The sequence below is a fragment of the Halalkalibacter kiskunsagensis genome, from assembly GCF_037027555.1.
GTDB lineage: Bacteria > Bacillota > Bacilli > Bacillales > Bacillaceae_D > Halalkalibacter > Halalkalibacter kiskunsagensis.
This window is the reverse complement of sequence record NZ_JAXBLX010000006.1, coordinates 130,331-154,158: the sequence shown is the minus strand read 5'-3', so window position 1 is coordinate 154,158 and position 23,828 is coordinate 130,331. Positions and strand designations below refer to the sequence as shown.

The window sequence follows — 23,828 nt, the reverse complement described above, 5'->3', positions numbered from 1 at the left end:
GCAAGGCTTGTTGATCTGTTGGGTATAGACGAAATTTATATGCTTTATTTCGTTTAGTCATATCAAATCACCACCTCACTCCATAGGAATGTACGTTCTCATTATATCATGAAGGTGGCATTTTGGGCTATCGCCCAACCGAAATTCATCTCCCCCTTACCGTTGGGCTTTGCCCTTCACACGCTTGAAGAGGGAGACTTCTTTCGAAAAAACGTTAAAATACCGTATAAGATATCTTCAGTTTATCTTCTTCTTAAACAAAACTGCTTGTTACTTTAATAGCAATCCTTCACAATCTCAAATTATTTTATCATAAATATCCAATTCCCTTATTAAGGGTTATTCAATTATCTGGCCCTTTTCATGAAGAAAGAGCGCAATTCTTATTCCAGAAATGCGCCCTATTGTTGAAGATCAAAGGCTGTTAAATATACCATACTTTAACAGTAACTATCTTTTCCTAAACGCAACAATTCTAATTCGTTTATAATCAGCTTCCCAGATACCATCTTTATATAAATCAGTTTGTAACTTATTTTTTATTTTTCCGTAAATAACTATTTTTTCTTCCTTAGAGAACTCAGGGAAAAAGTCATCCGCAAAACTATCTAACCAATGATTCAACCCTTTTTCTCCATCAGTTAATGGGGTAGGTCTATCAAAATGTTGAGCATATGCTACTCTAAATCCGTACTGTTCAAGTATAGTACTATATTCTCCTATACTTGGAAAATACCAAGGGTTTCTTTCTGCTACATTCATTCCATATTCTTGAGAGAGTACCTCTGTTATTCCCCGAATAACAGTTTGAACATTTCCTTGTCCACCAAATTCAGCTACAAAGCGACCTCCTGGATGTAATGCTAGCTCAACCGATTCGACCACTTTGGTAGCTTGTTTCATCCAATGAAGGGCTGCATTCGAAAAAACAGCATCATACTTTTCATTTGTTCTAAATGTTTCTCCATTTTCAACAGTGAATGGGATTTGAGGATACTTTTTACGTGCCTTCTCAATCATTTCTCCTGAGAAATCACTTCCCGTCACAATCGCACCGGACTTAGAAATTTCGTATGTTAGATCTCCCGTTCCACAACCTAAATCAAGTATTTTCTCTCCCTTTTGTGGTTGAAGTAGCTCAACTACCCCTTTGCCAAAACTAGATACAAAGCTTACTTTATCATCGTACAGATCTGCATTCCAAACATTCACAGAACTCATGTAATTAACACTCCCTTAACTTTGAAATATAAAACAATGCTTACTGAGCCCCTTTATCTTGTATTGCCAAAAAAACCAAAACAATGGATGCCTGAAAAATTAAAACAGATGATGTTTTCTCCTAAATTGATCAAACAAACTGCTTTACCTATTGAGGATTTTGCCAATTGTCCATTTATTTTATTGAAGCAAGGATACGGTTTTCGTCGTACAGTATTAGAATTATGTGCGAGAGGTAGATTTGAGCCACAGATTGCTTATGAAACAAGTAGCATTGAAACAGCTCAATCTCTTGTGGGACATGGTCTTGGTCTAACAGTAGTTCCTGAAATGATCGTTCACCGAAGTCCTCAGCAAACTTACTTTTCTTATTCAACAAACGGGTTAGTCTAATAAGCAAGTAGTATAAGAGAATATTATTAGTAGGCGATACCTACACGTGATTTTATATAATCGCTACTTTTTATCTGGTTAAATGTAAATTCTGCTGTATCCGGCACGGATATTTCAACTCCACCCTCCGGCAAAAAATTACGGTCTACACGATATTTACCTAAACTTTCTCCATCCGGCAAATACGTAGGACAGACAATAGTCCATTCGAGTGTTGATTGTTTAAGCATATCGTAAACCTCATGATGTTCTTTCGCTGCACGGGTTGACTTACGCTTTGATTCACTTGACTGATAACGTAGTGATTTTGGGGTGGTTCTACTTTGCAGGATACCTGCAGTTCCTATAGTTATTATTCGTTGTATACCTTCGTTTTCCATTGCTTCGATAATGAGTGGCATACTTTCTGATAAAGTAGTTGTCCCATCAGTATTTAGTGCACTAATAACTACATCAATCCCATGCATTGCACGTACGATATCATCTTTATTTAAAACATTACCTTGAATAATAGTTAAATTTTCATTATTTATTTGAATCTTCTCTGGAGTGCGAACTAATACAGTAACATGATGTCTGTCATGAAGGGCATAAGTAACTATTTGACCTCCAACTCGTCCAGTTGCACCTAAAATTAAAATATTCATGAGAAAGAACCTCCTTTTACGAATACAAATATTACACTACACTATAAAAGCTATTATATCGTCTTTTTTCAACTAAGGTAGGGGTACTTTAAGTACATAATTTCACAATTTTCTTTAAAATTTAGGATAGAGATCTAATTTTCTTTAAAGAAGTTGCTCAACAATCTGGCCCGATTGGAATAAGAAAAAAATCCTGCATATCAATACAGGATTTTTGATTATATAGCTCTGTTAATGATCAAACTTTATTCTAAACGTTGCTACTTTTTTAAACGTCATATCTTTTTTATAAACATCGTTCTTTATTTCAAATCTTCAGCAAACACTGCGACTTTTACTTTTTAATTCACAAAAGGGAACACAGAAATGCTATATTCCGCCTTTTATGATTAGCTTATGCCAGGTTCAATCAAACCGTATTTTCCATCTCGACGTTTGTAGACAACATTGTTTGATCCATTTATGGCATCGTAATAGACAAAGAAGTTATGACCAAGCATGTCCATTTGCAGAATCGCTTCTTCGACATCCATCGGTTTTAAGTTAAACTGTTTTTTTCGGACTACCTCAAGCTCATCTGATAATGACTCTTCCTGTTCGAGTGGTTCGAGCTCATTATTAAACATATATTTTAAGCTTCCCTCTTGGCGAAACTTACGATTAATTTTTGTTTTATGTTTTCGAATTTGACGTTCTAATTTTTCAACGACATGATCAATGGCTGCATACATATCTGTCTGAACTTCTTCCCCACGTAGCAATATCTGAGGCATCGGAATCGTAACCTCAATGATGTGCTGGCTGTTTAGCACCTGCATTCTAACATTGACATCTGCAACCGGAGTCGTATCAAAGTAACGTTCTAGTTTCCTAACTTTCTTCTCAACATAAGCTCGTAAAGCTGGAGTTATTTCTAAGTTTTCACCACGAATATTGTAGTTCATAAAAACTCCTCCTTTTTCTATTTGGGGTACAGACAACATTTTTTTACTATAATCCTATGAAACCATCTAATACACCACCTTTTTCTGAGTTTTCTGTATTTTCTGTATTTACATTATGACATATTTCATCATTACTAGACAAGTCATTTGATAGATTTCATAAATATAATAAATTATTAAAATGAAATATGATAGTATTTGCTGTTTCTTACAACGGTGCGTCAGGAAAATTCTGATTTACAACGTTAAGGAATTCCAATATTAAAAAGCCCAATTCCTCAGTGTTAAAATAGAGTAATTGAGACTATATTTTAGTTATTCCATTAAAGTTAGCAATAGGTAAGCGTTTGAAGTTATCTCCGGCTTTTCCCCTGCTCCACACGGAATGTAATAGTTTCCCATCGTTCCGCGTTCCATCTAACGTTATGTACTAAACTATAAGTTCCTCGTTACCCTTTGTCTTTGTATCTTGAACTTCATTTGTAAATTCAGAAAAAGAAAGCCACTTTCCAATACTCTCACGGCTTCCATCAATTAGGTTAAATAATTCACCTGCGTGCCTTGTTTCTAAAATAGATATGTACGAATTTGGATCAATACCGACTTAAACAAATTATCCCTCCTAGTAAATGGATTCTTATGAATATATTAATATTAATTTTCAATACTTTGTTCAACTAAATGGCCCTTTTCATGAAGAAAGACGCTTTCATTATTTCAGAAAAGCGCCCGATCGTATTATAAGGTCAGCCAGAAAATATTTCTGGTTGACCATTTTTTATATCGATATATGATTGTCGTAGTCGGGGTAGAACGTAAGCGCCCGTGGGACTTGATCCCGTCAACAAAACCGTTCACCCCCTACTTGTGGAAACATGTTTGTGGCTGGTTGGGACTTTGATCTCGTATAACAAGCGAAGCTATGACACTACAAGGAGGAATTAGGGGCTACCGGCAAATTTATTTTTTGGAGGAGCGGAATTATTTATTAATAATCGTCAATCCACTGATTTCTTATAGGGCCAAAAGTTCAAGTTTACGAAAAGTAAAAACTGATGCCATTGATGCTTATCGCCTCTGTGAGCTTTACTATAAAGAGGAGTTAGAACCCTATAAAAAGCGTGGAATACGACTTTTAAACCTTCGTAATCTCACAAGGCAACATGCGAGTATAACCGAATTATATGTACAAACCAAGTTACAGTTTCAAGCAGTATTAGATTAAGTATTTCCTGAATATAAAGGAGTTTTTGGTGAGTTATACTCGGTAGTATCTTTGCTTACTCTGAAAAAATATCCTAGCAGTATTTACTTTTTTTAGGGAATTAGAATCTACCATACATAAAAAAGTAGAAGTATAATACTAAGATAACATTACTTACTAATATTGTAAATGATTTAACTTTTTTACTATATTTCCACATTTTATATGATTGGTAGTTCAATCCTAAGAATACAAATACTATTCCTATAGCAACTATTACAGATTGCTCAATGAATAGTCCGATGAAGATCATTAAAACACCTATAAATGGCAAAGACTCTAATAATAAACTTACGGGGTTGCCCAACTCTTCTTTTACTTTATCTTTATCTTCGGGACCTAAACGTTTAAATCTTCTAATGGCCAAAGCAATAATCAAAATGGTGGTAAGTATTAATATCAAATATCGTTCCACAAAAACCCTCCTTATGGTTGCTAGAGCTTACAAACATTCCTACTTATATTTAAGTATGTATCTTAGCACATGGATACTCTTGATGTAAGATACTTCCATATAATTTATAACTTTTGTTCTATATGTTTGTGTATTTGTGATTACTTAGAAACAAATACTAACTCTAACCATTGGGACTTATTACCGATAACTATCTAAATGGTCAACTCGCTTCAAAATTTTCATAGTATATAAATGATTTGGATTAGTTGGAACTCCGTATACGGTGAAGTCGTACGTTAAGGAATTGGCACTTTCTTTAAAGGGGCGGATACTGAATAACAAGTATCTTATATGTTTTTTAGGCAATATCAGAACGTGACCTTCGTTATATGGGTTGTGGTCTAAGAAGCAACAAACATAGTCATCTTCAAATACCACATTAACTTGTTCTTTTTTATTTGCTAAATTACAACCTAAACAATTCATTTAGACACAACCTTCACTTTGTTTTCATCTTTATCTTTTTGGGGTTCTTATTCCAGAAAACTGCCCGTTTGCTGAATAAGAAAAAAGCCTTGCTCCCTTATTGAAGCAAAGCATCCTTTAGCTTAACAAGCAGAATTTTCTAATCTATAAAACGAAAAATTTTCTCCTTTATAGTTGTTAAACCTAACTCATTAAAAGCAAAATCAATTGCTTCCCTTAGTGCTGTTGTTCCAACTCCTTTGTTCCAGTATGTAGGAGCAACCCAATAGTCTATTGAACCTATCGCATTTTCTTTTGATTTGACTGAAATAATTCCTGCAAAATCTTTTTTATATAATATCGAAAATGTATATTCTCTGCCTTGTTCTTTATTTTTTGAAACTAGTTTAAACCATTGTTCTGCACTATCTTCTGGATAAGGATAGGGATACTTGTAGTTTTAGATACTTCCTTTTTAGAACAATAGTGTTGGACAAGTGGTAAATCACTTTCTTCTACAAATCTTATTTTAATATTCTTCTCATTCACTTTCTTCCCCCCCTTCCCACTCGGTTTTACCATAAATATCCTAATTTCTCATTAAAGAAATCTGCCAGTTAGATTAAGTAAGTACCTTTCTTCACAATCTTCACGATTCAATTTAGAATGTTATTCCACAATCTGGCGCTTTAACGGAACAACTCTATTTTCAATCAATAGTTCACACATTAATCCGCCTTTAATTCAGATGTTCTTTCCTTTCACTATAAATGTTACAGGAAAGGGCAAATATGGATATTGTCAAAAACAAAACATAAAAAAGCTTAAAACCTATTTCGACAGATTTTAAGCTTTCTTTTGTTTGGCTTTTTACAGTTCATAAGGCGTTTCTTGATAAACATAATAATTCAGCCAATTGGCGATCAATATATTGGAATGTGTGCGCCAGCGTAATTTTGGCGTTTGGGTTGGATCATCATCCGGATAATAATTTTCAGGTATCATCGGGTTCAACCCGGCTGCCGTGTCCCGATCATACTCTTTCTTTAATGTTAAAGCATCATATTCCGAGTGACCAGTAACGAAGATTTGTTTACCATCTGTTGAGGCAACTATATATACCCCCGTACGCTCCGATTCACTTAATATTTTCAGATTCGGAACTTTTTCGATGTCTTGCTTACGAATATCGGCATGACGGGAGTGTGGCACTAAAAACTCCTCATCAAATCCACTGACTAGCTTTTCCCTCGGATCATTAACAGTATGTGTATAGATACCTGATAATTTATCCGACATAATATACTTATCCACACCGTAATGATAGTACAGTCCAGCCATTGCTCCCCAGCAAATATGCAATGTAGAGGTTACATTCGTTTTACTCCACTCCATAATTTGTGACAGCTCTTCCCAATAATTCACTTCTTCATAAGCTAATTTTTCAATTGGTACACCAGTAATAATTAACCCGTCAAATTTATTGGCTTTTACATCATCAATTGATTTATAAAATTGCTTTAAATGCTCTGCTGAGGTATTTCTGGATGTATGCGTGCTTGTATGCAATAATCCTACCTCTATTTGTAATGGACTATTCCCCAATAATCGTAATAAGTGTGTTTCAGTTTGCTGCTTCAATGGCATTAAATTTAATATCAGTATTTTAAGAGGCCGAATGTCTTGTTTAAATGCCCGACTTTTATCCATAACAAAAATATTCTCTTCTTGTAACTTACTCTTAGCTGGTAATAAATCCGGCACTTTGATAGGCATTTTTTGGGACTCCTTTTTAATTTAATTCTCTTAAATGAAAAATTCACGATAAAACCTATTTTACCTATATTTCGACTCAAAATAAAGGGAAATGCTTTAAAATTCTGACAGATTATAATTCCTGCTATTATAATGGCGACGCCTACTCGGTTAACCAATCATTGTAGATGCTTTCTTGAACAAAAGGGCCCAATTGTTCAAGAAGGTTAGCTATAAATTAAGGTTTTTTGTAGCATTAGCAATAACATATACTTTTTTCTTGTAGTCTATATAAAGCAATATGTTTAAGAACAGAAGGAAGATTACCATAGTAAAAGGAAGAAGCCATAATTTTTCACCAGCTAATGTTAGTCCAATGACCAAATTTATTATAGATATAATGGGTGCAATAAAGAAATAGACTTTTGTATTATAAAGCCAACCAAATGGGAAAAAATGAGCACCTGTTATAATTGCAAAAAATAAAACCATGTTCGTGGGATTTGTTACAAACGCCCAAAATATTATAGGAAAATACATTAACTGTGCCAGGTTTAAGTATAATCCTAATTTACTTAACGGATTGTCTTTGTTTTTCCAATCCGCTTTTATCACCTTTGAAATAATTATTGCCAATGGGAATGTCAGTCCTGTTGAATAAAACAGAAAGATATTTTTCTCCCTAATTCCTAATGGCTGTAAGAATATTACTGTTATTATCATCCAAATAATTGAACCAGCTAATAAAAACGCTATACCGTTTTTGCTTTTTACAGCTAGTTCGTTTTTTACTTCCAACAAATCCATATCTTTATCCCCCTTAATGACTAAATAGTAACATTTTGCAACTGCTTTTGACCGCAGTTCTTCCACTAAATGCCCTTTTACTGAAGAAAGAAAATAGTGATCGATTGTTTAGCAATCCTGCTCCATTGCTTAATTATTATTATTCCAAAATTTACCCATTACTGCTTAATTCTATCCAATTTAAATTATAATCTGTATCATATAAATACACTGCATCTCATATATCTCCACTTCCAACAAAACTCGCCTTTCCTTGTAATGGTTTTTGTGAAACTTCCTCCGACTTACAAGCGACTAACAACATTGTCGATAAAAGAATAAATAAAGAAATTTTTATAGTTTTCAAATAGACACCTCCTTAATTACTAATTTCACCATTTTTTAAATACCTTTGCGTATTTTCTTATTAAAGTAAATGCTCCGTTTGTTTTAGTACAATCCTTCACAATCTCTAATTATTTTAACATAAATATCCAATTCAACTTCCAAGTGTTATTACATTATCATGGCCCTTTTCATGAAGAAAGACGCTTTCCTTATTTCAGAAAAGCGCCCGATTCTTGAAAAAGCTATTAAATAATGTCGATAAACTGTCCTAAATCCTTCCTTCAGTAAATTGACCACTACCTTTTTTTATTCGTGCTGATCGTAGGAAACTACTCAATTTTTAATTGGTGCTGTTGTCATAAATTCTAGTTCATTCTTTCTATTGTTTAAACAGTTTGTTGTTGCTGTTGGCGTAGTTTCTTTGTAGCTGCTACCATATTTTTTAGTGAAGCAATAGTTTCTTCTTCATGACGTGTTTTTAAACCACAATCCGGATTCACCCAAAACTGCTCTTTTGAAATTATTTCTAAACTATCTTTTAAAATCGTATCGATTTCTTCTACACTTGGTACACGTGGGCTATGAATATCATACACTCCTAAACCAATACCAAGTTCATATGGATTTTGTTTTAGAGATTGAATCAGTTCCCCATGACTTCTAGACGTTTCAATTGAAATAACGTCTGCGTCAAGGGCACGAATTGGCTCAATAAAGTCATTAAATTCGCAATAGCACATATGCGTATGAATTTGCGTTTCATTCTTTACGCTTGAAGTTGCTAACTTAAATGCATTTACCGCCCATGATAAATATTCGGCCCAGTTTTCTTTGCGCAATGGCAAGCCTTCGCGCAATGCCGGTTCATCCACTTGAATTATGGCAATGCCTGCATCTTCTAACGCTTGAATCTCTTCTCTTAGTGCTAAGGCAATTTGGTTCGCTACTTGTTCACGTGAAATATCATCACGGACAAAAGACCAATTTAAGATTGTGACAGGACCTGTTAACATCCCTTTAACATACTTAGACGTTAATTGCTGTGCCTCTTCTACTTCCTTCACTGTCATTGGAGCTGTCCACTCTACGTCACCATAAATAATTGGGGGCTTCACACAGCGTGAACCATATGATACAACCCATGCTTTTTCTGTAAAGGCAAAACCTCTCAGCTTTTCACCGAAGTACTCGACCATATCTGTACGCTCAAATTCACCATGAACCAAAACATCCAGTCCAATTTCGTCTTGAATTTTGATCCAACGAGCTGTTTCACTTTTCACAAACTCTGCATATGCAGAGTCTGTAATTTCCTTTTTACGCCATGCGGTACGTGTACGTTTTACTAGATCTGACTGAGGGAAGCTGCCAATCGTTGTTGTTGGATAATCCGGTAAATGTAATGCCTCTTTCTGCAAAGCTTGACGTTCCTTAAAAGCGATTGGACGTGTAAAATGCTCTGGCTTCACTTGTGATACAAGCTCCTTTACACGTGCATTTTTCCTCACTTTATGCTGCGCTAATGCTTCAGTCGCCAGCATACTTTGTGACACGCTTTTATTGCCTGGCCATGCCTCGTCACGAACATAGGACGTTACTTGTGTTAACTCAACAATTTTCTCATCCGCAAATGACAATGCATTTGTTAGTGTGGCATCTAGCTTCGTTTCTGACTTCGTCGTCACAGGTACATGCTGTAAACTACATGAAGACTGAATCCAAGCTTCTTTCACCCCACTTAATAACAAAACAGCTTGTGTATTCATAGCTTTTTCAGCCAAATTTGCTCGCCAAATATCACGTCCATTCACCATACCGATCCCTAATACTTTATCTTTTGGGAAGCCGTGTTTACGGAGTGAGGCCATATTCTCTTCTTCCCCATGTACGAAATCAAGACCAATTCCTGCAACAGGTAATTGAGATAGCTCTTCATACGCTGATAGCCCTTCAAAATATGTTTGTAACATGATTTGTGCAGCTGGTACTTCTTCTGCTAATTGTTTGTAAATTTCCTGTACTAGTTTCACATCATCTGCTGTCAGTGAAAGGACTAATGCAGGTTCTTCCACTTGAATCCACTGCGCCCCTGCATCTACAAGTTGCTGGAATACTTGTGCATATAGCGGTAAGAGTTTTAAAATAAACAATGCTTTCGATTTGGCATCGTATCCTTTTGCTAATTGCACAAAAGTAAATGGACCAATAATTGTAGGCTTTGTAATAAGACCTAACTCTTCTTTCGCTTCTACAAAGTAATCTAAAATGTAGTTTTTTGTTAATTTTAGTGGCTTGCCTTCATACTCAGGTACGATGTAGTGATAGTTTGTGTTAAACCACTTTGTCATTTCACAAGCCACAACATGGTTTGCCCCACGCGCCATTGCGTAATACGTTGTTAGATCTACTTCTTTACCTGTCCACTCATAACGAGCTGGCACTAAACCGAACATTGTCGCAAGGTCAAGCATACGATCATAAAATGTAAAATCCCCAACAGTTAGTATTTCTAAGCCTAATGATTGCTGGCGCTTCAAATTATTCAAGCGACTCGCTTTCATTTCTAAAATAAATTTCTCCTCTGAAATTGCATCCTTCCAAAAAGATTCTACACAACGTTTCCACTCCCGATTATCACCAATGTATGGGTAACCAATGGCTGTACTAACTAAATTCATTTTTCCTTTCCTCCTTTAAATTTACAAATTGCCAAATACAAAAAAGCCATTTCCGCAAAAGGGAAATGGCTTTACAATCAAGTTAAAGGTATGCTTTAAAAAACATGCAAAAGCATCGTTACTCATAACTCGTTTGTCGTACAAATGAATGTCACCACCTATTTCCACGTAGGTATTTGGTGTGTACTAGAAATTGGCAGGTCTCCTGGCTTATCATCTATGCTCCTCACACCTTCCCGTCAAAAGACAGTGGTATTTGTGATTCACTCCGATTTACAGTTGCGGGACAGCGACGGAATTGCACCGTTCTTCCCTTTTAAGCCAAGCCGCAGCTTGGCACCAATTCTTACACGATATGTAATTTCGATAACTATAACATATTATTAAAATTAAGTACATAATTTTCTGAAATAGTGAATTTCGTTTGATTTACGTAGAAATAAGAATATTTATTGAAAAGACTAAACTTAACAAAAAACTATTATATTATTCAATGGCAGTACCTCCTGTTCCGATAAAATTACAATTACCTACTCAACCGCGATTATGAGAAAGTAGGTGCAGATCCGTTGTTTCGGAAAGGAATATAGTTTGAATAAAGCACGGCCTGCGTCCCCACTAGATGATGGATCTAGTGGGGATGTTCTTTTTGTGCAGCCGTCAATGTGCGACTCGGTACTAGGGGATGTGGCTTTCGCATGTCGCAGCGGGCGCCACAGCACCGCACCACAGTGCACCGTCCCGTCACCTGCCTTACCACCTAAAGAGAGTTCAGCAATTTCCTCTGCGTACCGAATTCATCGACCGCATTCCAACTGCAGCAACGTCCCTGTGTGACTGCACGTTTTCCGACGTAATTTGTAAAAAAAAGAGAACCACCAGCCGTAGAACTAGAGTCACAAATAAGTCTTTTGTATATATATTTGTCTATGATTTAGAACTATTGTCGAAAGCCTTTTGTTATAGGAATTTAAGCTTATAATAAACAGTATAAAAATAATTTACGATTGAGGTATGCGAAATGGATAAATCTAAAATGGAGATCTTGTTGAGAAATCGTATCGAAAAATTAAAGAACGAAATGATCATGACTGCATCCATTTCTGGAATGGACAGTTCCGAGACGCTTCATTGCAGTCAAGAGTTAGATAAATTAATCATCCTATACATGAAACATTTTGCCTATAAAAAAAGCGCTTAATCCAGTACAAGTACAATAGCAGTAGGGCGCAAGACTGCACGTCAGTTTGCAGTGGCATGATCGCGTACAGTCTGCCTCCATCAATATCGCTGCACGCCAAAAAGACTTGCTCTCCTAACCATAGAATAGAGGAAGAGATCAAGTCTTTTTCGGCGTTTTAGTATAGGCGTTTTGCTCCTAAATAACGCTGTTTCCAATAAGGATTGTTCATGCTCGTAACTGTGACACCGGTTGAGGAACCGCTATGTACGAATTGGTTGTTTCCAATGTAGATGCCGTTATGAGATGGTCCTTTTGTATATGTTTCAAAGAATACGAGGTCTCCGACAGATGGTTGCGAGACGGCTTTCCCCGCATTCCATTGCTGTGCCACTGTTCGTGGAACGGAGATTCCTTGTTGCGTGAAGACATACTGCACGAATCCACTGCAGTCAAAGCCAGAAGTTGATTGGCCGCCCCATAGGTAAGGAACACCTACGTGATTGGCAGCTTCTGCTACTAGGTTTGTAACAAGTGCGGCAGGATTGCTACTCGTTCGGGATGGTTCCTTTGCTGGTGTTGCTGGTTTCGATGAACCTGAGCTTGCATTGGAACCTGAACTAGAGCCAGTTGACTTGTTTGTTGCAACTTCATTTAACTTACTGCGTGTCTTTGGTCCGGCAATTCCATCAGCGGTTAAGTTATGTACTTTTTGAAAGTTACGTACAGATGTTGCTGTAATTTCACCATAATAACCGGTTGGTGCTTGGTTGAATACACCTACTGAGCGGAGTTGTTCTTGTAAGGTGCTAACAGCTTGTCCACTGCTGCCAACACGTAACGTTGTCGTTGACTGTGCAGGCGGATTCGGATTTTGAACGACTTCATTTGCAATTTCCTTCTCATCTTTTTGGTAACTTGTTTCGGATGGGTTTGGTTTGTTTAGCAAATGTGAGAGTGTTTGTGGTCCGACAATTCCGTCGACTTTAATGTTACTTGCTCTTTGGAAGTCACGGACGGCTTGCTCGGTGACGCGGGCAAATTGGCCAGTAATCGTGGACTTATAGAACCCTTTTTCTTTTAACTTTTGTTGCAGTTCTTCTACTTGTTTTCCGTTTGAGCCAAAGCGCAGCAAAGCATTCATGTTGGTAAGTGAGCCTGATCCTGATGTAGAATTGCTTGTCGATCCTGTTGATGGTTTAGAAGGAGCAGCTGGTGCTTGTCCACCCTGTGATAATAGTGTTGATAGCGTTTGTGGTCCGGCAATTCCGTCTACTTGCAAATTGTGTTTTCGTTGAAAGGCACGGACTGCATCGGTTGTAATTGAACCATAATATCCAGTTGACTGTTCATAGGTGAAATGCCCTGTCTTCTTCAGTGCATCTTGTAATTCTTTGACATCAGAATGATTCATTCCAAAACGTAATGTTTGTTCCCCAAGAGCCGCATCCGCCATTTGCGGTATTGCTAGAAAAATTCCTGTCGCAAATGTCGAGGATATGACGACTTTTCGCATTGTTGATGCTTCCTTCATCTACACGAAACCTCCTTTTTAGCCATAATTATCTATTATTTAACTAATTTTACCTTTAATTATCTAACATGACTAGATAGTATTTTCCTAATAAAGAAGAATTGTGTCGGAAGACCCATTTCATGGAAGTATTTGGATGAGGGTAGTACAGGTGGCGTGGGAGTTCTCTTATCAAGACTGTGCAGTTGCGAAGCGGACCTGACACAGACTAACTTAGAAAGATGATGCGGCAATTATTGATGTTGAAACATTTGAAGTCGTTGATACGATTGAGTTTGTTGGGGATGCTCCTGATTTAGTCACATTCTCTCCAGATGGATCACTGTTTTACGTGACACTTCGTGGACCTGAGCCAGCAACTGGAACACATGACATGGCTGGTGAAACTCCTGGTGTCTCCATCATTGATGTAGAGTCAAAAGAAAAAATTGACCTTATTGAACTGACTGGAGACCCGCACGGTATCACTTACGTATCGTACAAGAGTAATAAGTAACATAGGATCCTTTGTTTTTTCCACGACGTGGATGGCAAAGGATCTTTTTTTAAGGAGATGTTTTTTGGAATAACTATCATGATTCTGGAATGAACGTTTCATTAGCTAGTTACAATTGACTAAACTTTTAGTCGGTTTAATTCTTGTGAAACATATACGTAGTATGGATAAGTTATCGTTTTCAATCTATCCTTTAAAGGAAATCTCTTTTTTTTGAAAAATAAAAAATATGGTCCTTTCAATAGTCTTCGGGTTAATGGGACTTTGAACTTAATCATATAAAAGACGATAGAACAGAAGGAAAGAATCCACGTAAGTACTGGTTTTTTTAAAAATAGATAGCTATAAACATACATTTGTAAATAAATCATTCCGGACCAGATTGTGTTCCAACCATATTTAAATGTAAGCATTTTTTGCTTTACTACATAATGCTCTACAAAAACTGAAGCAAGTATCCATTTCATCGTATGTAGCACTTGTTTTGGTAACGATTGGGGAAGTTTCGATAAGTAAAAAAGAACTAACAAAGGTGAAATAAAAAAAATATGTATTTTTCTAAGTATCTTCCAATTCATATCACCAGGTGTGAATTCCCAGAGAAGGTGCCTCTTAAAAAGGTAATAATAAAGGGCATTAGTAAAACTGACGTACGCTAAACTTTTGTAATACTTAGGTACATCTTTCCACGTTTGTCCACAAATATTTAGTAAAAAAATAGCAACTATTAAGATCATCTGTTTCTGTTTCACAAGACTCCTCCTTAAGCAGTGAGTAATTACAAGTTGCCCTATTTCTTGAAAAATATGTAATCTTGTTGAAGAATCTAATGGGAAGCATATAAACGGTTTTGTATTATTGTCTCTCTATGTCATTATTTGAATCATCGTCTCGCAAGCAAGATGCAGTTTCCTGCGGTGAAGAGCTGGTGAGGGATCAAACCCCACTCCAACACTCATCCACCACTCTAACGAATAATTCCCTATCCCGACCACCTGTTGGCCGTATCTAAATTCATATGAATCCGACTATTCTCTTCAATAAAATCAATATCGTGATGCTGAATTAATTGTTTGATTTGTTTAGCTGTTAAGCGACAAGTAAATGCATTGATATACTTGAATTCCTTGTGTAGCTTAAACGATTTCCCAAGGACCTTCTTTAATTTTGGGATCTCTTTTTTGTCGCAATTCAGATGAACGATGACTTCGTACTGTTCACTCCCTCCTACTTTGTCCACTTTTTCTTCAAGTTGTTGTTGAATTTTGCTATGCTTTTGCTTACATAGACGTTTTGAATTCGTATGCTCGCTAGCTTCGGCTTTCTTTTTTTCCTTAACCTTGATTGACGCATCTAGCTTCGGCACCTTCTTTCTATTAAAAAAACCAAACATATTTACAATAACCTCCTTATCATCTTTACTTCGTATTCTATGAAAAGGAAAATTAATAGTGTGGGGGTTTATTCCGATAGTAGTTAGATTCATAGAAATTGGTGGAAATGACTGGAGAAGTTGGTTTATCTGCTAATTTGCTGATGTTTCTATTAATTGGCTGAGCTCTGGTACTGCTTTTGGAATCGATTCCTTGCTTTATTCGGTCTTTCTTGCTCGGATTCTTACCTACTGGCAAGGTTTAGCCCCATAATGAAAAACTCGCTAGGGTCATTTTCCTTAGCGAGTACATTCATTATAGCTTCTAAAGATGTTTACACCTCTTCTACGCCTCTCCCATCATCAGCCCTTCAATCGTGTGCCCTTGCTCAATGACTTCAAGTTCATCAACAATCCGGCACATCAAATGGCTTTTTAAGCCCTCGGGTAAAGTGTCATAGAATTTCTTCGTAATCTGTAGGTCGTGTCTTTCATGATTATTCGCACCAGGAGCATCGACCCCTAGCACGAGTACAGGTCTGGATTTGTTTGAGTGATTGGTCGTTCCGCGGTGGATCGTCAACGCAGAACGAACTGACACATCCCCCATTTTTGGCATTTTCTGCTCAGCTCTCTCCTCATATCGAGTGTACAACTCCTTTGAAGGGAACATTTCGTACTCAAACTCGCTGCCGTCATCCCATTGTGTACCAGGAGCAATTTCAAAAGGTCCCATATCTGGTTCTACATCGACCGTCGTCAAGTTAAAGGCTAGAGAATTTAATTTTCTGCCTTTCGTTGTTGCTTCAGGTGCTGGGAAGTCACGGTGCCATGGCTGGTTCACAGCACCTGGGTTTGGTACGTCAAAGCCAATCTCAACAATTTTGTATTCAGGACCAAGTACCGCTTCACATACCGCCAAAACCCATGGGTGGGTAACAAGATCGACGAATCCCCTAATATCCTCTGGGTGGATTTCCACGTAGTGACGTTTAGGCCCACGTCCCACTGCTCCCCCGGGTCTTTTTAAGGCCTCTTTATAGAGTGCATCTATGTCTTCTCCTAGCTCCTCGACCCATTTGCGGCTAAAGGCGCCTTTCAAACCATGAAAACCAGGTCCGTAAAGTGGCCCAACAATTTCAGCAGGGTCGTACTGTATCACAGAATCTTTTGTTATATTCGTCACGGAAGTACCTCCTCTATTGGGTGTACGTATTGCTTTACGTATTTCCCACGAAACTATTGCATTACAGCATTTCATTTATTTAAAGGCAACTATGCTTTCGTTAAAATGGTCCCCTTACAACTTCCGGTTTCTTCATTAACTAAAATCCTAACTTCCCCTTTAGCTTTACGATCCTCTACTAGTACATCGATTACTAACACATGATCTACATATAACTGTAAGCTCGATCCTTGCTTGGTCAGTTTGAAAAAGTGATAAGCTGAAGCGTTATAATTGCTAGCCAATTTTGCTTCATACTCAGTTGTCTCAATCTCATTTTTGATGACTTTCGTTTTTATCGTGTTGTTTGTTACACCAATGGACCACTCTACTCTATGATCCTCATCAATCACAAATGCAAATATGTCCGTCTGAAGCTTTTCCTTTGTATGAAAGGCAATATTCGTTTCAAAATGGAAATTGCTTGATTGATAATCAGTAAGTCCTTTATTGATGTCGGTAATTGACTGTAAGAAACGACCGTCAAATGTCGGAGCCTCAGGAAGCGGCAGTTCACTGAAACTTGGCGGTTCAAGCCACATATGATCACCTTCCCATTTAAAGCGTCCAACACGTACTCTTCTCTCTTGAACATTTTCATCAGGCTCATACCCATGGTACACAATAAAATCTTCTACCCCATTTGGTCCTTTCACGACGACATGGTGCCCAGGGCCGTAACAAGCTTCATTCGTTTTGAGAATCGGCTCGCCACCTTTCCACTTCTTCCAACTCGTATCATCCATTCCTCTTGGCCCCATTGGGGTAGAGGAGGTTGCATAATACACACCGTACGTATCATCACCGAAGAAGCCTGCGCTGTACATTTGATAGTACGTTCCCTTACGCTTTAAAACAAACGGCCCTTCATTCCAGAAGAAAGAGTGTTCTTTATTGCCTTCCCATAAATGTTCTGGCTTTACGACCATCGTTGGATTTCCGCTTAATGTTGTTAAATCGACTAAACGATCAACGACGTTTCCGGTTCCGATAACTCCATTTGGACCTTTGGTATAGTCATTACGAACATTGTAAAACATGTAATACGTGCCATCTTCATCTTTAAATGGATGAGCATCAATCGACCATTCACCCGTTAACGGCTCTTGTGCAAGCTCGAACGGACCAGTAGGACTTTCACTTGTTGCAACACCGATGTGTCTAATTTCATCGTTGGCAGATCCATCTTCGTTTCTCATTGCTCCAGTCACATACATATAAAAGGTTCCGTTTTCATGGATGATCTCAGGAGCCCAAAGGTCAATTTGAGCCCAATGATTCGGGTCATCTGAAGCGTGTAAGGCCACTCCGACTTTTTCCCAATCAACGAGATTCGTTGATTGATAAACAGGAATTTCTCGAGGTCCTGTATGATACAAGTAGTACATCCCATTGTACTTAAGGACGGCAGGGTCGCCGTGGTCGACCCCTTTAATTGAAATTACAGGATTTTGATAACCCATTATTCATCTCCCTCACTATCAAAGCGCTGCGCGTTACGCCCTTCGTTAATTTTTTTAATAATATCTAGGTCAATCTTTGGCTTGCGGTCATACGTTAACAGACCGTTAATCTCTTGTTCTACATCTGTTAACTGTGTATAACAGTACCCTTGGACGAGAGGTGATTCAAGGAGTGCTGATACGACGTTGTAATAACGCTCTGCAAAATCCTCATCATTCGTTGCACCAGAGTAGCCCCAACCTTCCCAGTCACTCTTCTTGTAGGCAATCCCGCCAAACTCCGTCACTTGAATCGGTTCGCCGTCATACTTGTATTCCGGTAGGTAAATCAGGCGATTACCTGGTGTTGAGTTTAATATGTTTTCTATTTTGCTGTAACGTTCCTTTAAAATTCCCTTATCACTCTCGTAGTCATGGATCGTACATAAATCCGACTTTGTATGCTCCCAGCCGTCATTAGACATGACTAAACGAGTCGGATCTAGAGACTTGGTTAAGTAATACATCCCTAATGTGTGGTCTTGTTGACGCTTGTCTGCTAATAACTTAGGTACTCCCCAACTTTCATTAATTGGTACCCAAGCGACAATTGATGGATGATTATAATCTCGTTCCATCGCGGCTTGCCATTCAGCTGTCATGCGACGGACAGCATCATCTGTATACGTGTAGCAATTTGCCATCTCTCCCCATACAAGGATGCCAAGACGATCTGCCCAATAGTAATATCTAGGATCTTCAATTTTCTGATGCTTTCTTGCCCCGTTAAAGCCCATCTCTTTCGTTAATTCTACATCTTTCCTAATATCATCATCAGACGGCGGCGTTAATATTCCTTTTGGAAAATAACCTTGGTCCAGAACGAGTTTCATATAGTAGGGACGATTGTTTAACATGACCGTTCCATTTTCAATTGAAATTTTTCTCATGCCAAAGTAACCAGTTACTTCGTCTAGTACTTCATTGTTTTCTTTTACACGGTACACAACATCATATAGATTCGGATGTTCTGGACTCCATAAACGCCCCGCGTCGTGGACGTGGAAATCATTTAAGTGGATGCTGCGTGACCCTTTGTTATGAGTCAGTTGAATAGAATCGGTTGCAACCATTTCCCCATCAAACGAAATCTCCACTTCTAGTAGTTGTGTAGGCGCTCCATGATTAATCGTGTAATCGATTTTAATTTCATCTTTATCAATATCTGGTGTTAGTTTTACTTTTTCCAAGTACGTCTGAGATACGGCTTCTACCCATACCGTTTGCCAAATTCCCGTAGTTCTTGTGTAAAAAATCCCTTCCGACTGCTCTTTCCAGTACTGTTTTCCGCGCGGCTGGTCTAAATCTTTTGACGCATCTTCTACACGAACAACGACTTCATTATCTCCGGTTTGAACATTTCCCGTTATTTCAACGTGGAATGGCACATGGCCACCTTCATGAAATGCAACGAATTGTTCATTTACCCATACGGAAGCACGATAATCAACAGCACCAAAATGAAGAAGAAGACGCTTATCCTGCCAGTTGTTTGGGATCGTAAAGCTTTTTTTATACCAAACTAAATCGTGAAAATCCGTTTCACCAATGCCGCTTAATTCACTTTGGTAACTAAAAGGCACTGTAATTTCTTTTGAGAAATCGTGTCCTTTAAACCATTCTTTTTCTAACCCTTTATTTTTATCATCATAATCAAATAGCCATTGGCCATTTAAGTTGATCCACTCGTTTCGTATGAATTGAGGGCGTGGATATTCTGAACGTGGAATTGACATGTAAAACACTCCTTATATTATGATCTTATAAATTTATCGAATTAAAACATCTGGGCGCTCGTATTGCACTCCATCGTGCCAAATGGTGGTATACACCCAATTACCTGTATGAGTCAGGAATTGGTTTTCGTTTTCCCCTACTAAAATCGTATCCTCAGATTTGATGCCTGAGATAGCAGGATTCCAAGCAAATGCTTGATTTGAGAAAATGACATCATTGTTATTCATGTTTGCTAAATACTCTCTTGACGCATATCCGGTTAAACCACCTTGATGTAGGAGCTTCCAGTCATCTTTGTACCCAGCTGACGCATAGGCTTCTAGCCCTTTTTGAAAAACTTCATTTACTCTAGCGCCTGGTCTGGTAGCCATGTTCATCGTAATATCTATCTTTGCAAGCTTCTCTTTATTTTCTTTTACAAGTTCAGGAAGTTCACCAAAGTGAACGAAGCGAGTCGCATTGGCAACCAATCCCCACTTTTCTGCACAAATCACAATCATCGCATATTGCTCAAGTTTTTTATCCGTTGGGATCGGGTGGCGATAATGATAGATTCTCTCATCTGTGGCAACCAAAATGACTTGTGGATTAATGCCATCTTTTATAACCTTTGGAGATAGTAGTGCAGCAATTTCAAATTCACTCATTCCTGGTTCAATCTCATGACAAACGCTCTCTAGCGCCGTTGCAGCCTTTTGACATAACCACTTGTATCGCTCGACTTCCTCATTAGCTAACCTGCTTCGTAAAGCAATGAGCTCTGATGATACATCTTCGAGTCCAAAAACTGATGTATCCGCAACAATTTGTTTTCCCTCACACAACGTTTTGATCAGTTCATCTGGGTTTTCATACCATTCACATTGAACCAGTTCAAAACCTAATCCGTCTAATTCCTCTTCCATAATCCGTCTTGATTCCATTTTCACGGTAATGCAATATTTTTTATCGTTTAAGATTAATAGATCAGCTATCCCGTATTCTGATGTGTTCACAATATGGTTTGCCTTTCCACTTGTGATCCATGAAAAGTTTTGGCGTTTACGGAGTAAAATGCCGTCTAATTCTTTTTGCTGTAACCAGCTTTCTATCTTTGCTTGTGGAGACAAAGTGAGAAACTCTTTTTCTAGAACCGTTTCTTCCATATTCCGCTTCCTTTCTTGAACGAACATCACCCAGTTGCTTTATAGCTGCAATGGATCACTTCACCATTCTGTTCGTCACATCCAGTTAGTTAATTAATTTTATTTACTTACTGAATATACTATATCAGTTGCTTACACGTTTCAAGCATTTATCGAATTTTTTTGTAAAGGTTTTCAAACTTCCTATCATACTCGCATGTTAAAAAGAGCGTTTCTCCTCTTTTGGAAGCGACTCCGACTCAACAATTGCTTTCCCTTCTCTTTTTGGCTAACTTTTCAAACTTATAACCTACTCTATTTTTCTCTCGCTGTAAGACTCCATCCTTCATTGTTAACGTGTAAAGTCCAAATGGCAGTAACTCTTCTTCAATTGATTTTCCAGATGTCCGGTATTCCCAATCAACTAAGTCGAAAAAAGGAAACCACGTTAAGCCTAGGAGAGGAATGTCGTCTTTTTGGATTTGCAAACAAGTGTCATAACATTCATCGAGCCACTTAAGCCGCTCCTCCTCTGATCCTCTAAAGCTTGTTTCTGTTATGAAAATCGGCCTTTGATACCGTTTGTGCACCTCTTCGACAATTTCTTTTAATTCCTCTCCACCCCCTAGAATATGTGGGTAAATAATATAGCCTTTCTTATCTCGTTTTACTTCATGAACACTAAATTGGGGGTAATAGTTCAACCCTATGATATCGATCGTAATTTGATTGTTTTGAAACCACGTCAATGTATCTGGACTTACTCCGTACTCGAGCATGAAATCATATAAAGGATGGAACTCACTAATGCGCCCTTGAACGAGCTCCCACATCACAAAACGATTTTCATTCCACAGCTTTACTTCCTCTTGAAGCCTTGGGTCATAGGAAAAATACTTCTTAGTTGCATCGACATGGACAAATCTCGCATCAGAAATGACTGCCTGTATTTCATTCACGGTATTGATAATGCCCTTTCCTAACTGTGTCATCAGACTGTAAAAGCCGCTTAACCCTTCCAAATATGGTGGCCAAACTGCGTTCAACCCACAAAACTCTGCATTTACATAAGGTTCATTTAACGGTGTATAGTACTTAATAAAATGACCATATCTTTTTGCAAACTCCTTAGCGTATCGTGCAACATAGTCAGGATATTTCCCATTCGCAAATTCATTTTTCAACCAATGAGGAGTACCGTAATGCATTAGATCAATGATCGGCACAAGTTCTCGGTGGTTTTTAAAGTAGTCCATCACCCCATCAACCCAAGACCAATCAAATATGTTCTCCTCTTTCTCAACTAAATGCCACGGAATCCCGTAGCGAATCATACTCGCACCACTTTCTCTAGCACGATCTAAATCTTCTTTCCAAAATTGATAATGTTGGGTTAGGTCGTACTCATCTAATGGTCTTTCTCCTCGTTCAATTTGAGTGACAAATGTATTTTCTATTCCTACTGCCCATATAAATGGCTGTTCCTCTATCTTCATTACCGAATTCCCTCCAGTCGACATTAGCTTTTTGTTGTCCTCACATATCTCGATCTGTTCTATTTAATAATCGGCCCTTCTTGAATGCCTTCGCCCGGGACTCCGCCAAAAATAGTAGGCCAGCCATCTTCCCAAATCACTTTATCTAACATGAGTGGACGCCTTGTTGCTCCACCGCCAATCCACGGATTATCCTTATCAATTGCATGGTAAACAATCCAGTCTTGACCAGCATCATCTGTCACAATTGCATTATGACCAGGGCCGACAAATTGTTCTCCACCCGATAAGAGTAAGGTACCACTGGAATTGACAATATCATTTCCCTCTTTATCTAAATACGGCCCTTTCAATGATTCTGATCTGCCTACAGCTACTCGATATTGACTAAACTGTCCCTCACAACAAGACCCCTTCGATCCAAAGAAATGATAATAACCATCTCGTTTAATGATATATGGAGCTTCAAAATCAGTGCTGGCAATTTGAAACTTCTCACCAATATAATCAAAACCATCTTCACTTAACTCAATCCCCCAAATACCATACCAGCTTCCCCAAAAAATATAGGGTGTGCCGTCCTCATCAACAAAAAACTGCGGATCAATCGAATTATTTACACCAATCTCAATACTATCAAACAGCTTCCCTTGATCTTCGAAAGGACCAGCTGGACTATCAGAGGTAGCAACCCCTATAGCTGGATTTGAATCCCCCCAAGTTGATTGAGAATAATAGAGATAATATTGATCATTAAAATAAACGATATCAGGAGCCCAAATGCCGCCATCTTCTTTCCAACTAGGTTTCTCCGTAAATGCTTCCCCCACATAATCCCAATCTACTAAGTTTTCAGAGCGAACGATCGGCACTACTCTTGCCCCCATTCCATCGCCCCAATTATCTTCCGTGCCATAGGCATAAAAAAGTCCATCCTCCGCTTTTATGATCGATGGATCTGCGATGACCGGCTCAAATATTGGATTGTGGAAATCCGGTCCAACCGCCGAGGTGGAACCGTTTGCAAAAAAGTACACAACCCCTGAAACCACAATGACAATAAACAAGGAAACAAACCACAATAGCTTCTTTTTCATTTCATGCACCCTTTTTCAAAATTACATTTCTTTAACAACTTTATGAACAGTTAGTGAAAAGCACCTTCCGTAAATCTCTTAACTAACTACTATAGAACATTTATAAATTAAGAGTTTCAAACTGCAGAATATACTATATAAGAAAGAGTGTGCTTTTCTTCCCTTTC

20 protein-coding genes, 3 pseudogenes and 1 riboswitch are annotated in these 23,828 nt (G+C 38.0%); of the genes and pseudogenes, 4 read left to right on the top strand and 19 right to left on the bottom strand.

Annotated features, from left to right (window positions below; all coding sequences use genetic code 11):
- Positions 1-61: helix-turn-helix domain-containing protein (locus tag SLH51_RS24425; protein WP_418769403.1), on the bottom strand; the 61-nt coding region annotated here is incomplete at its 3' end.
- Positions 62-450: 389 nt separating this feature from the next.
- Positions 451-1,221 (bottom strand): class I SAM-dependent methyltransferase, encoded by a 771-nt coding sequence (locus tag SLH51_RS05400; protein WP_335959714.1) that lies wholly within the window; start codon positions 1,219-1,221, stop codon positions 451-453.
- A 36-nt stretch (positions 1,222-1,257) separates the two neighbouring features.
- Between SLH51_RS05400 and SLH51_RS05395 the strand changes: the two genes are divergently transcribed.
- Positions 1,258-1,614 carry a LysR family transcriptional regulator substrate-binding protein gene (locus SLH51_RS05395; protein WP_335959712.1) on the top strand — a complete coding sequence of 119 codons (357 nt, stop codon included), beginning with the start codon at positions 1,258-1,260 and terminating at the stop codon, positions 1,612-1,614.
- 26 nt (positions 1,615-1,640) lie between these two features.
- Here the strand turns inward: SLH51_RS05395 and SLH51_RS05390 are convergent, their stop codons facing one another.
- Together SLH51_RS05390 and hpf are read right to left on the bottom strand one after the other, a co-directional pair.
- On the bottom strand, positions 1,641-2,261 hold the full coding sequence (locus SLH51_RS05390; protein ID WP_335959710.1) for an NAD(P)-dependent oxidoreductase: 621 nt from the start codon (positions 2,259-2,261) through the stop codon (positions 1,641-1,643).
- 389 nt (positions 2,262-2,650) lie between these two features.
- Entirely contained in the window at positions 2,651-3,205 is a 555-nt protein-coding gene (hpf, locus tag SLH51_RS05385) for a ribosome hibernation-promoting factor, HPF/YfiA family (RefSeq protein ID WP_335959708.1), read from the bottom strand.
- Positions 3,206-4,163: 958 nt separating this feature from the next.
- Here hpf and SLH51_RS05380 point away from each other — a divergent pair.
- Positions 4,164-4,511: pseudogene (locus SLH51_RS05380) on the top strand (IS110 family transposase); the annotation flags it as partial.
- Positions 4,512-4,530: 19 nt separating this feature from the next.
- Here the strand turns inward: SLH51_RS05380 and SLH51_RS05375 are convergent.
- The 7 genes and pseudogenes from SLH51_RS05375 to metE form a co-directional block, all read right to left on the bottom strand.
- The gene (locus SLH51_RS05375) at positions 4,531-4,884 is read right to left on the bottom strand and encodes a hypothetical protein (RefSeq protein WP_335959707.1); all 354 of its coding nucleotides are present in this window, start codon (positions 4,882-4,884) and stop codon (positions 4,531-4,533) included.
- Positions 4,885-5,217: 333 nt separating this feature from the next.
- A pseudogene (locus SLH51_RS05370) lies at positions 5,218-5,352 on the bottom strand (HIT family protein); the annotation flags it as partial.
- A 139-nt stretch (positions 5,353-5,491) separates the two neighbouring features.
- A pseudogene (locus tag SLH51_RS24420) lies at positions 5,492-5,776 on the bottom strand (GNAT family N-acetyltransferase); the annotation flags it as partial.
- A 425-nt stretch (positions 5,777-6,201) separates the two neighbouring features.
- Entirely contained in the window at positions 6,202-7,107 is a 906-nt protein-coding gene (gene metA, locus SLH51_RS05365; RefSeq protein ID WP_335959706.1) for a homoserine O-acetyltransferase MetA, read from the bottom strand.
- A 210-nt stretch (positions 7,108-7,317) separates the two neighbouring features.
- Positions 7,318-7,959 (bottom strand): DUF7010 family protein, encoded by a 642-nt coding sequence (locus SLH51_RS05360; protein WP_335959704.1) that lies wholly within the window; start codon positions 7,957-7,959, stop codon positions 7,318-7,320.
- Positions 7,960-8,110: 151 nt separating this feature from the next.
- Positions 8,111-8,239 (bottom strand): hypothetical protein, encoded by a 129-nt coding sequence (locus SLH51_RS05355; protein WP_335959702.1) that lies wholly within the window; start codon positions 8,237-8,239, stop codon positions 8,111-8,113.
- Positions 8,240-8,606: 367 nt separating this feature from the next.
- Positions 8,607-10,898: a 5-methyltetrahydropteroyltriglutamate--homocysteine S-methyltransferase gene (gene metE, locus SLH51_RS05350; protein WP_335959701.1), complete on the bottom strand. Its 2,292-nt coding sequence runs from the start codon at positions 10,896-10,898 to the stop codon at positions 8,607-8,609.
- Between the two features lie 178 nt (positions 10,899-11,076).
- Positions 11,077-11,257, bottom strand: a riboswitch (cobalamin riboswitch).
- Positions 11,258-11,919: 662 nt separating this feature from the next.
- Here metE and SLH51_RS05345 point away from each other — a divergent pair.
- Positions 11,920-12,099: an aspartyl-phosphate phosphatase Spo0E family protein gene (locus tag SLH51_RS05345; protein ID WP_335959700.1), complete on the top strand. Its 180-nt coding sequence runs from the start codon at positions 11,920-11,922 to the stop codon at positions 12,097-12,099.
- A 157-nt stretch (positions 12,100-12,256) separates the two neighbouring features.
- Here SLH51_RS05345 and SLH51_RS05340 read toward each other — a convergent pair whose 3' ends face one another.
- A complete protein-coding gene (locus SLH51_RS05340; RefSeq protein ID WP_335959699.1) occupies positions 12,257-13,612 on the bottom strand; it encodes a C40 family peptidase in 1,356 nt (451 codons plus the stop codon).
- 331 nt (positions 13,613-13,943) lie between these two features.
- On the opposite strand from SLH51_RS05340, the gene SLH51_RS05335 reads away from it, so the two are divergent.
- A complete protein-coding gene (locus SLH51_RS05335; protein WP_335959697.1) occupies positions 13,944-14,108 on the top strand; it encodes a hypothetical protein in 165 nt (54 codons plus the stop codon).
- A 982-nt stretch (positions 14,109-15,090) separates the two neighbouring features.
- Here SLH51_RS05335 and SLH51_RS05330 read toward each other — a convergent pair.
- From SLH51_RS05330 to SLH51_RS05300, 7 genes are all read right to left on the bottom strand, one after another.
- Positions 15,091-15,501 (bottom strand): hypothetical protein, encoded by a 411-nt coding sequence (locus tag SLH51_RS05330; RefSeq protein ID WP_335959695.1) that lies wholly within the window; start codon positions 15,499-15,501, stop codon positions 15,091-15,093.
- 325 nt (positions 15,502-15,826) lie between these two features.
- Positions 15,827-16,666: a phytanoyl-CoA dioxygenase family protein gene (locus SLH51_RS05325; protein ID WP_335959694.1), complete on the bottom strand. Its 840-nt coding sequence runs from the start codon at positions 16,664-16,666 to the stop codon at positions 15,827-15,829.
- Between the two features lie 89 nt (positions 16,667-16,755).
- Positions 16,756-18,168, bottom strand: coding sequence for a glycoside hydrolase family 43 protein (locus SLH51_RS05320; protein ID WP_335959692.1), 1,413 nt, complete (start codon positions 18,166-18,168; stop codon positions 16,756-16,758).
- Entirely contained in the window at positions 18,168-19,943 is a 1,776-nt protein-coding gene (locus SLH51_RS05315) for a glycoside hydrolase family 2 protein (RefSeq protein WP_335959690.1), read from the bottom strand. Before SLH51_RS05315 ends, SLH51_RS05320 begins: the two co-directional genes overlap by 1 nt.
- A gap of 33 nt (positions 19,944-19,976) precedes the next feature.
- Positions 19,977-21,089 carry a M24 family metallopeptidase gene (locus SLH51_RS05310; protein WP_335959688.1) on the bottom strand — a complete coding sequence of 371 codons (1,113 nt, stop codon included), beginning with the start codon at positions 21,087-21,089 and terminating at the stop codon, positions 19,977-19,979.
- Between the two features lie 239 nt (positions 21,090-21,328).
- On the bottom strand, positions 21,329-22,564 hold the full coding sequence (locus SLH51_RS05305; RefSeq protein WP_335959686.1) for a family 1 glycosylhydrolase: 1,236 nt from the start codon (positions 22,562-22,564) through the stop codon (positions 21,329-21,331).
- Positions 22,565-22,623: 59 nt separating this feature from the next.
- Positions 22,624-23,661, bottom strand: coding sequence for a family 43 glycosylhydrolase (locus SLH51_RS05300; protein WP_335959684.1), 1,038 nt, complete (start codon positions 23,659-23,661; stop codon positions 22,624-22,626).
- Positions 23,662-23,828: the final 167 nt, after the last annotated feature.

Coding starts and splice junctions, on each gene's coding strand:
- hpf (WP_335959708.1), bottom strand. CDS start 3,205: ATGAACTACAATATTCGTGGTGAAAACTTAGAAATAACTCCAGCTTTA.
- SLH51_RS05315 (WP_335959690.1), bottom strand. CDS start 19,943: ATGTCAATTCCACGTTCAGAATATCCACGCCCTCAATTCATACGAAAC.
- SLH51_RS05345 (WP_335959700.1), top strand. CDS start 11,920: ATGGATAAATCTAAAATGGAGATCTTGTTGAGAAATCGTATCGAAAAA.
- SLH51_RS05395 (WP_335959712.1), top strand. CDS start 1,258: ATGCTTACTGAGCCCCTTTATCTTGTATTGCCAAAAAAACCAAAACAA.
- SLH51_RS05320 (WP_335959692.1), bottom strand. CDS start 18,168: ATGGGTTATCAAAATCCTGTAATTTCAATTAAAGGGGTCGACCACGGC.
- SLH51_RS05305 (WP_335959686.1), bottom strand. CDS start 22,564: ATGAAGATAGAGGAACAGCCATTTATATGGGCAGTAGGAATAGAAAAT.
- metE (WP_335959701.1), bottom strand. CDS start 10,898: ATGAATTTAGTTAGTACAGCCATTGGTTACCCATACATTGGTGATAAT.
- SLH51_RS05310 (WP_335959688.1), bottom strand. CDS start 21,089: ATGGAAGAAACGGTTCTAGAAAAAGAGTTTCTCACTTTGTCTCCACAA.
- SLH51_RS05400 (WP_335959714.1), bottom strand. CDS start 1,221: ATGAGTTCTGTGAATGTTTGGAATGCAGATCTGTACGATGATAAAGTA.
- SLH51_RS05330 (WP_335959695.1), bottom strand. CDS start 15,501: ATGTTTGGTTTTTTTAATAGAAAGAAGGTGCCGAAGCTAGATGCGTCA.
- SLH51_RS05340 (WP_335959699.1), bottom strand. CDS start 13,612: ATGAAGGAAGCATCAACAATGCGAAAAGTCGTCATATCCTCGACATTT.
- SLH51_RS05390 (WP_335959710.1), bottom strand. CDS start 2,261: ATGAATATTTTAATTTTAGGTGCAACTGGACGAGTTGGAGGTCAAATA.
- metA (WP_335959706.1), bottom strand. CDS start 7,107: ATGCCTATCAAAGTGCCGGATTTATTACCAGCTAAGAGTAAGTTACAA.
- SLH51_RS05300 (WP_335959684.1), bottom strand. CDS start 23,661: ATGAAAAAGAAGCTATTGTGGTTTGTTTCCTTGTTTATTGTCATTGTG.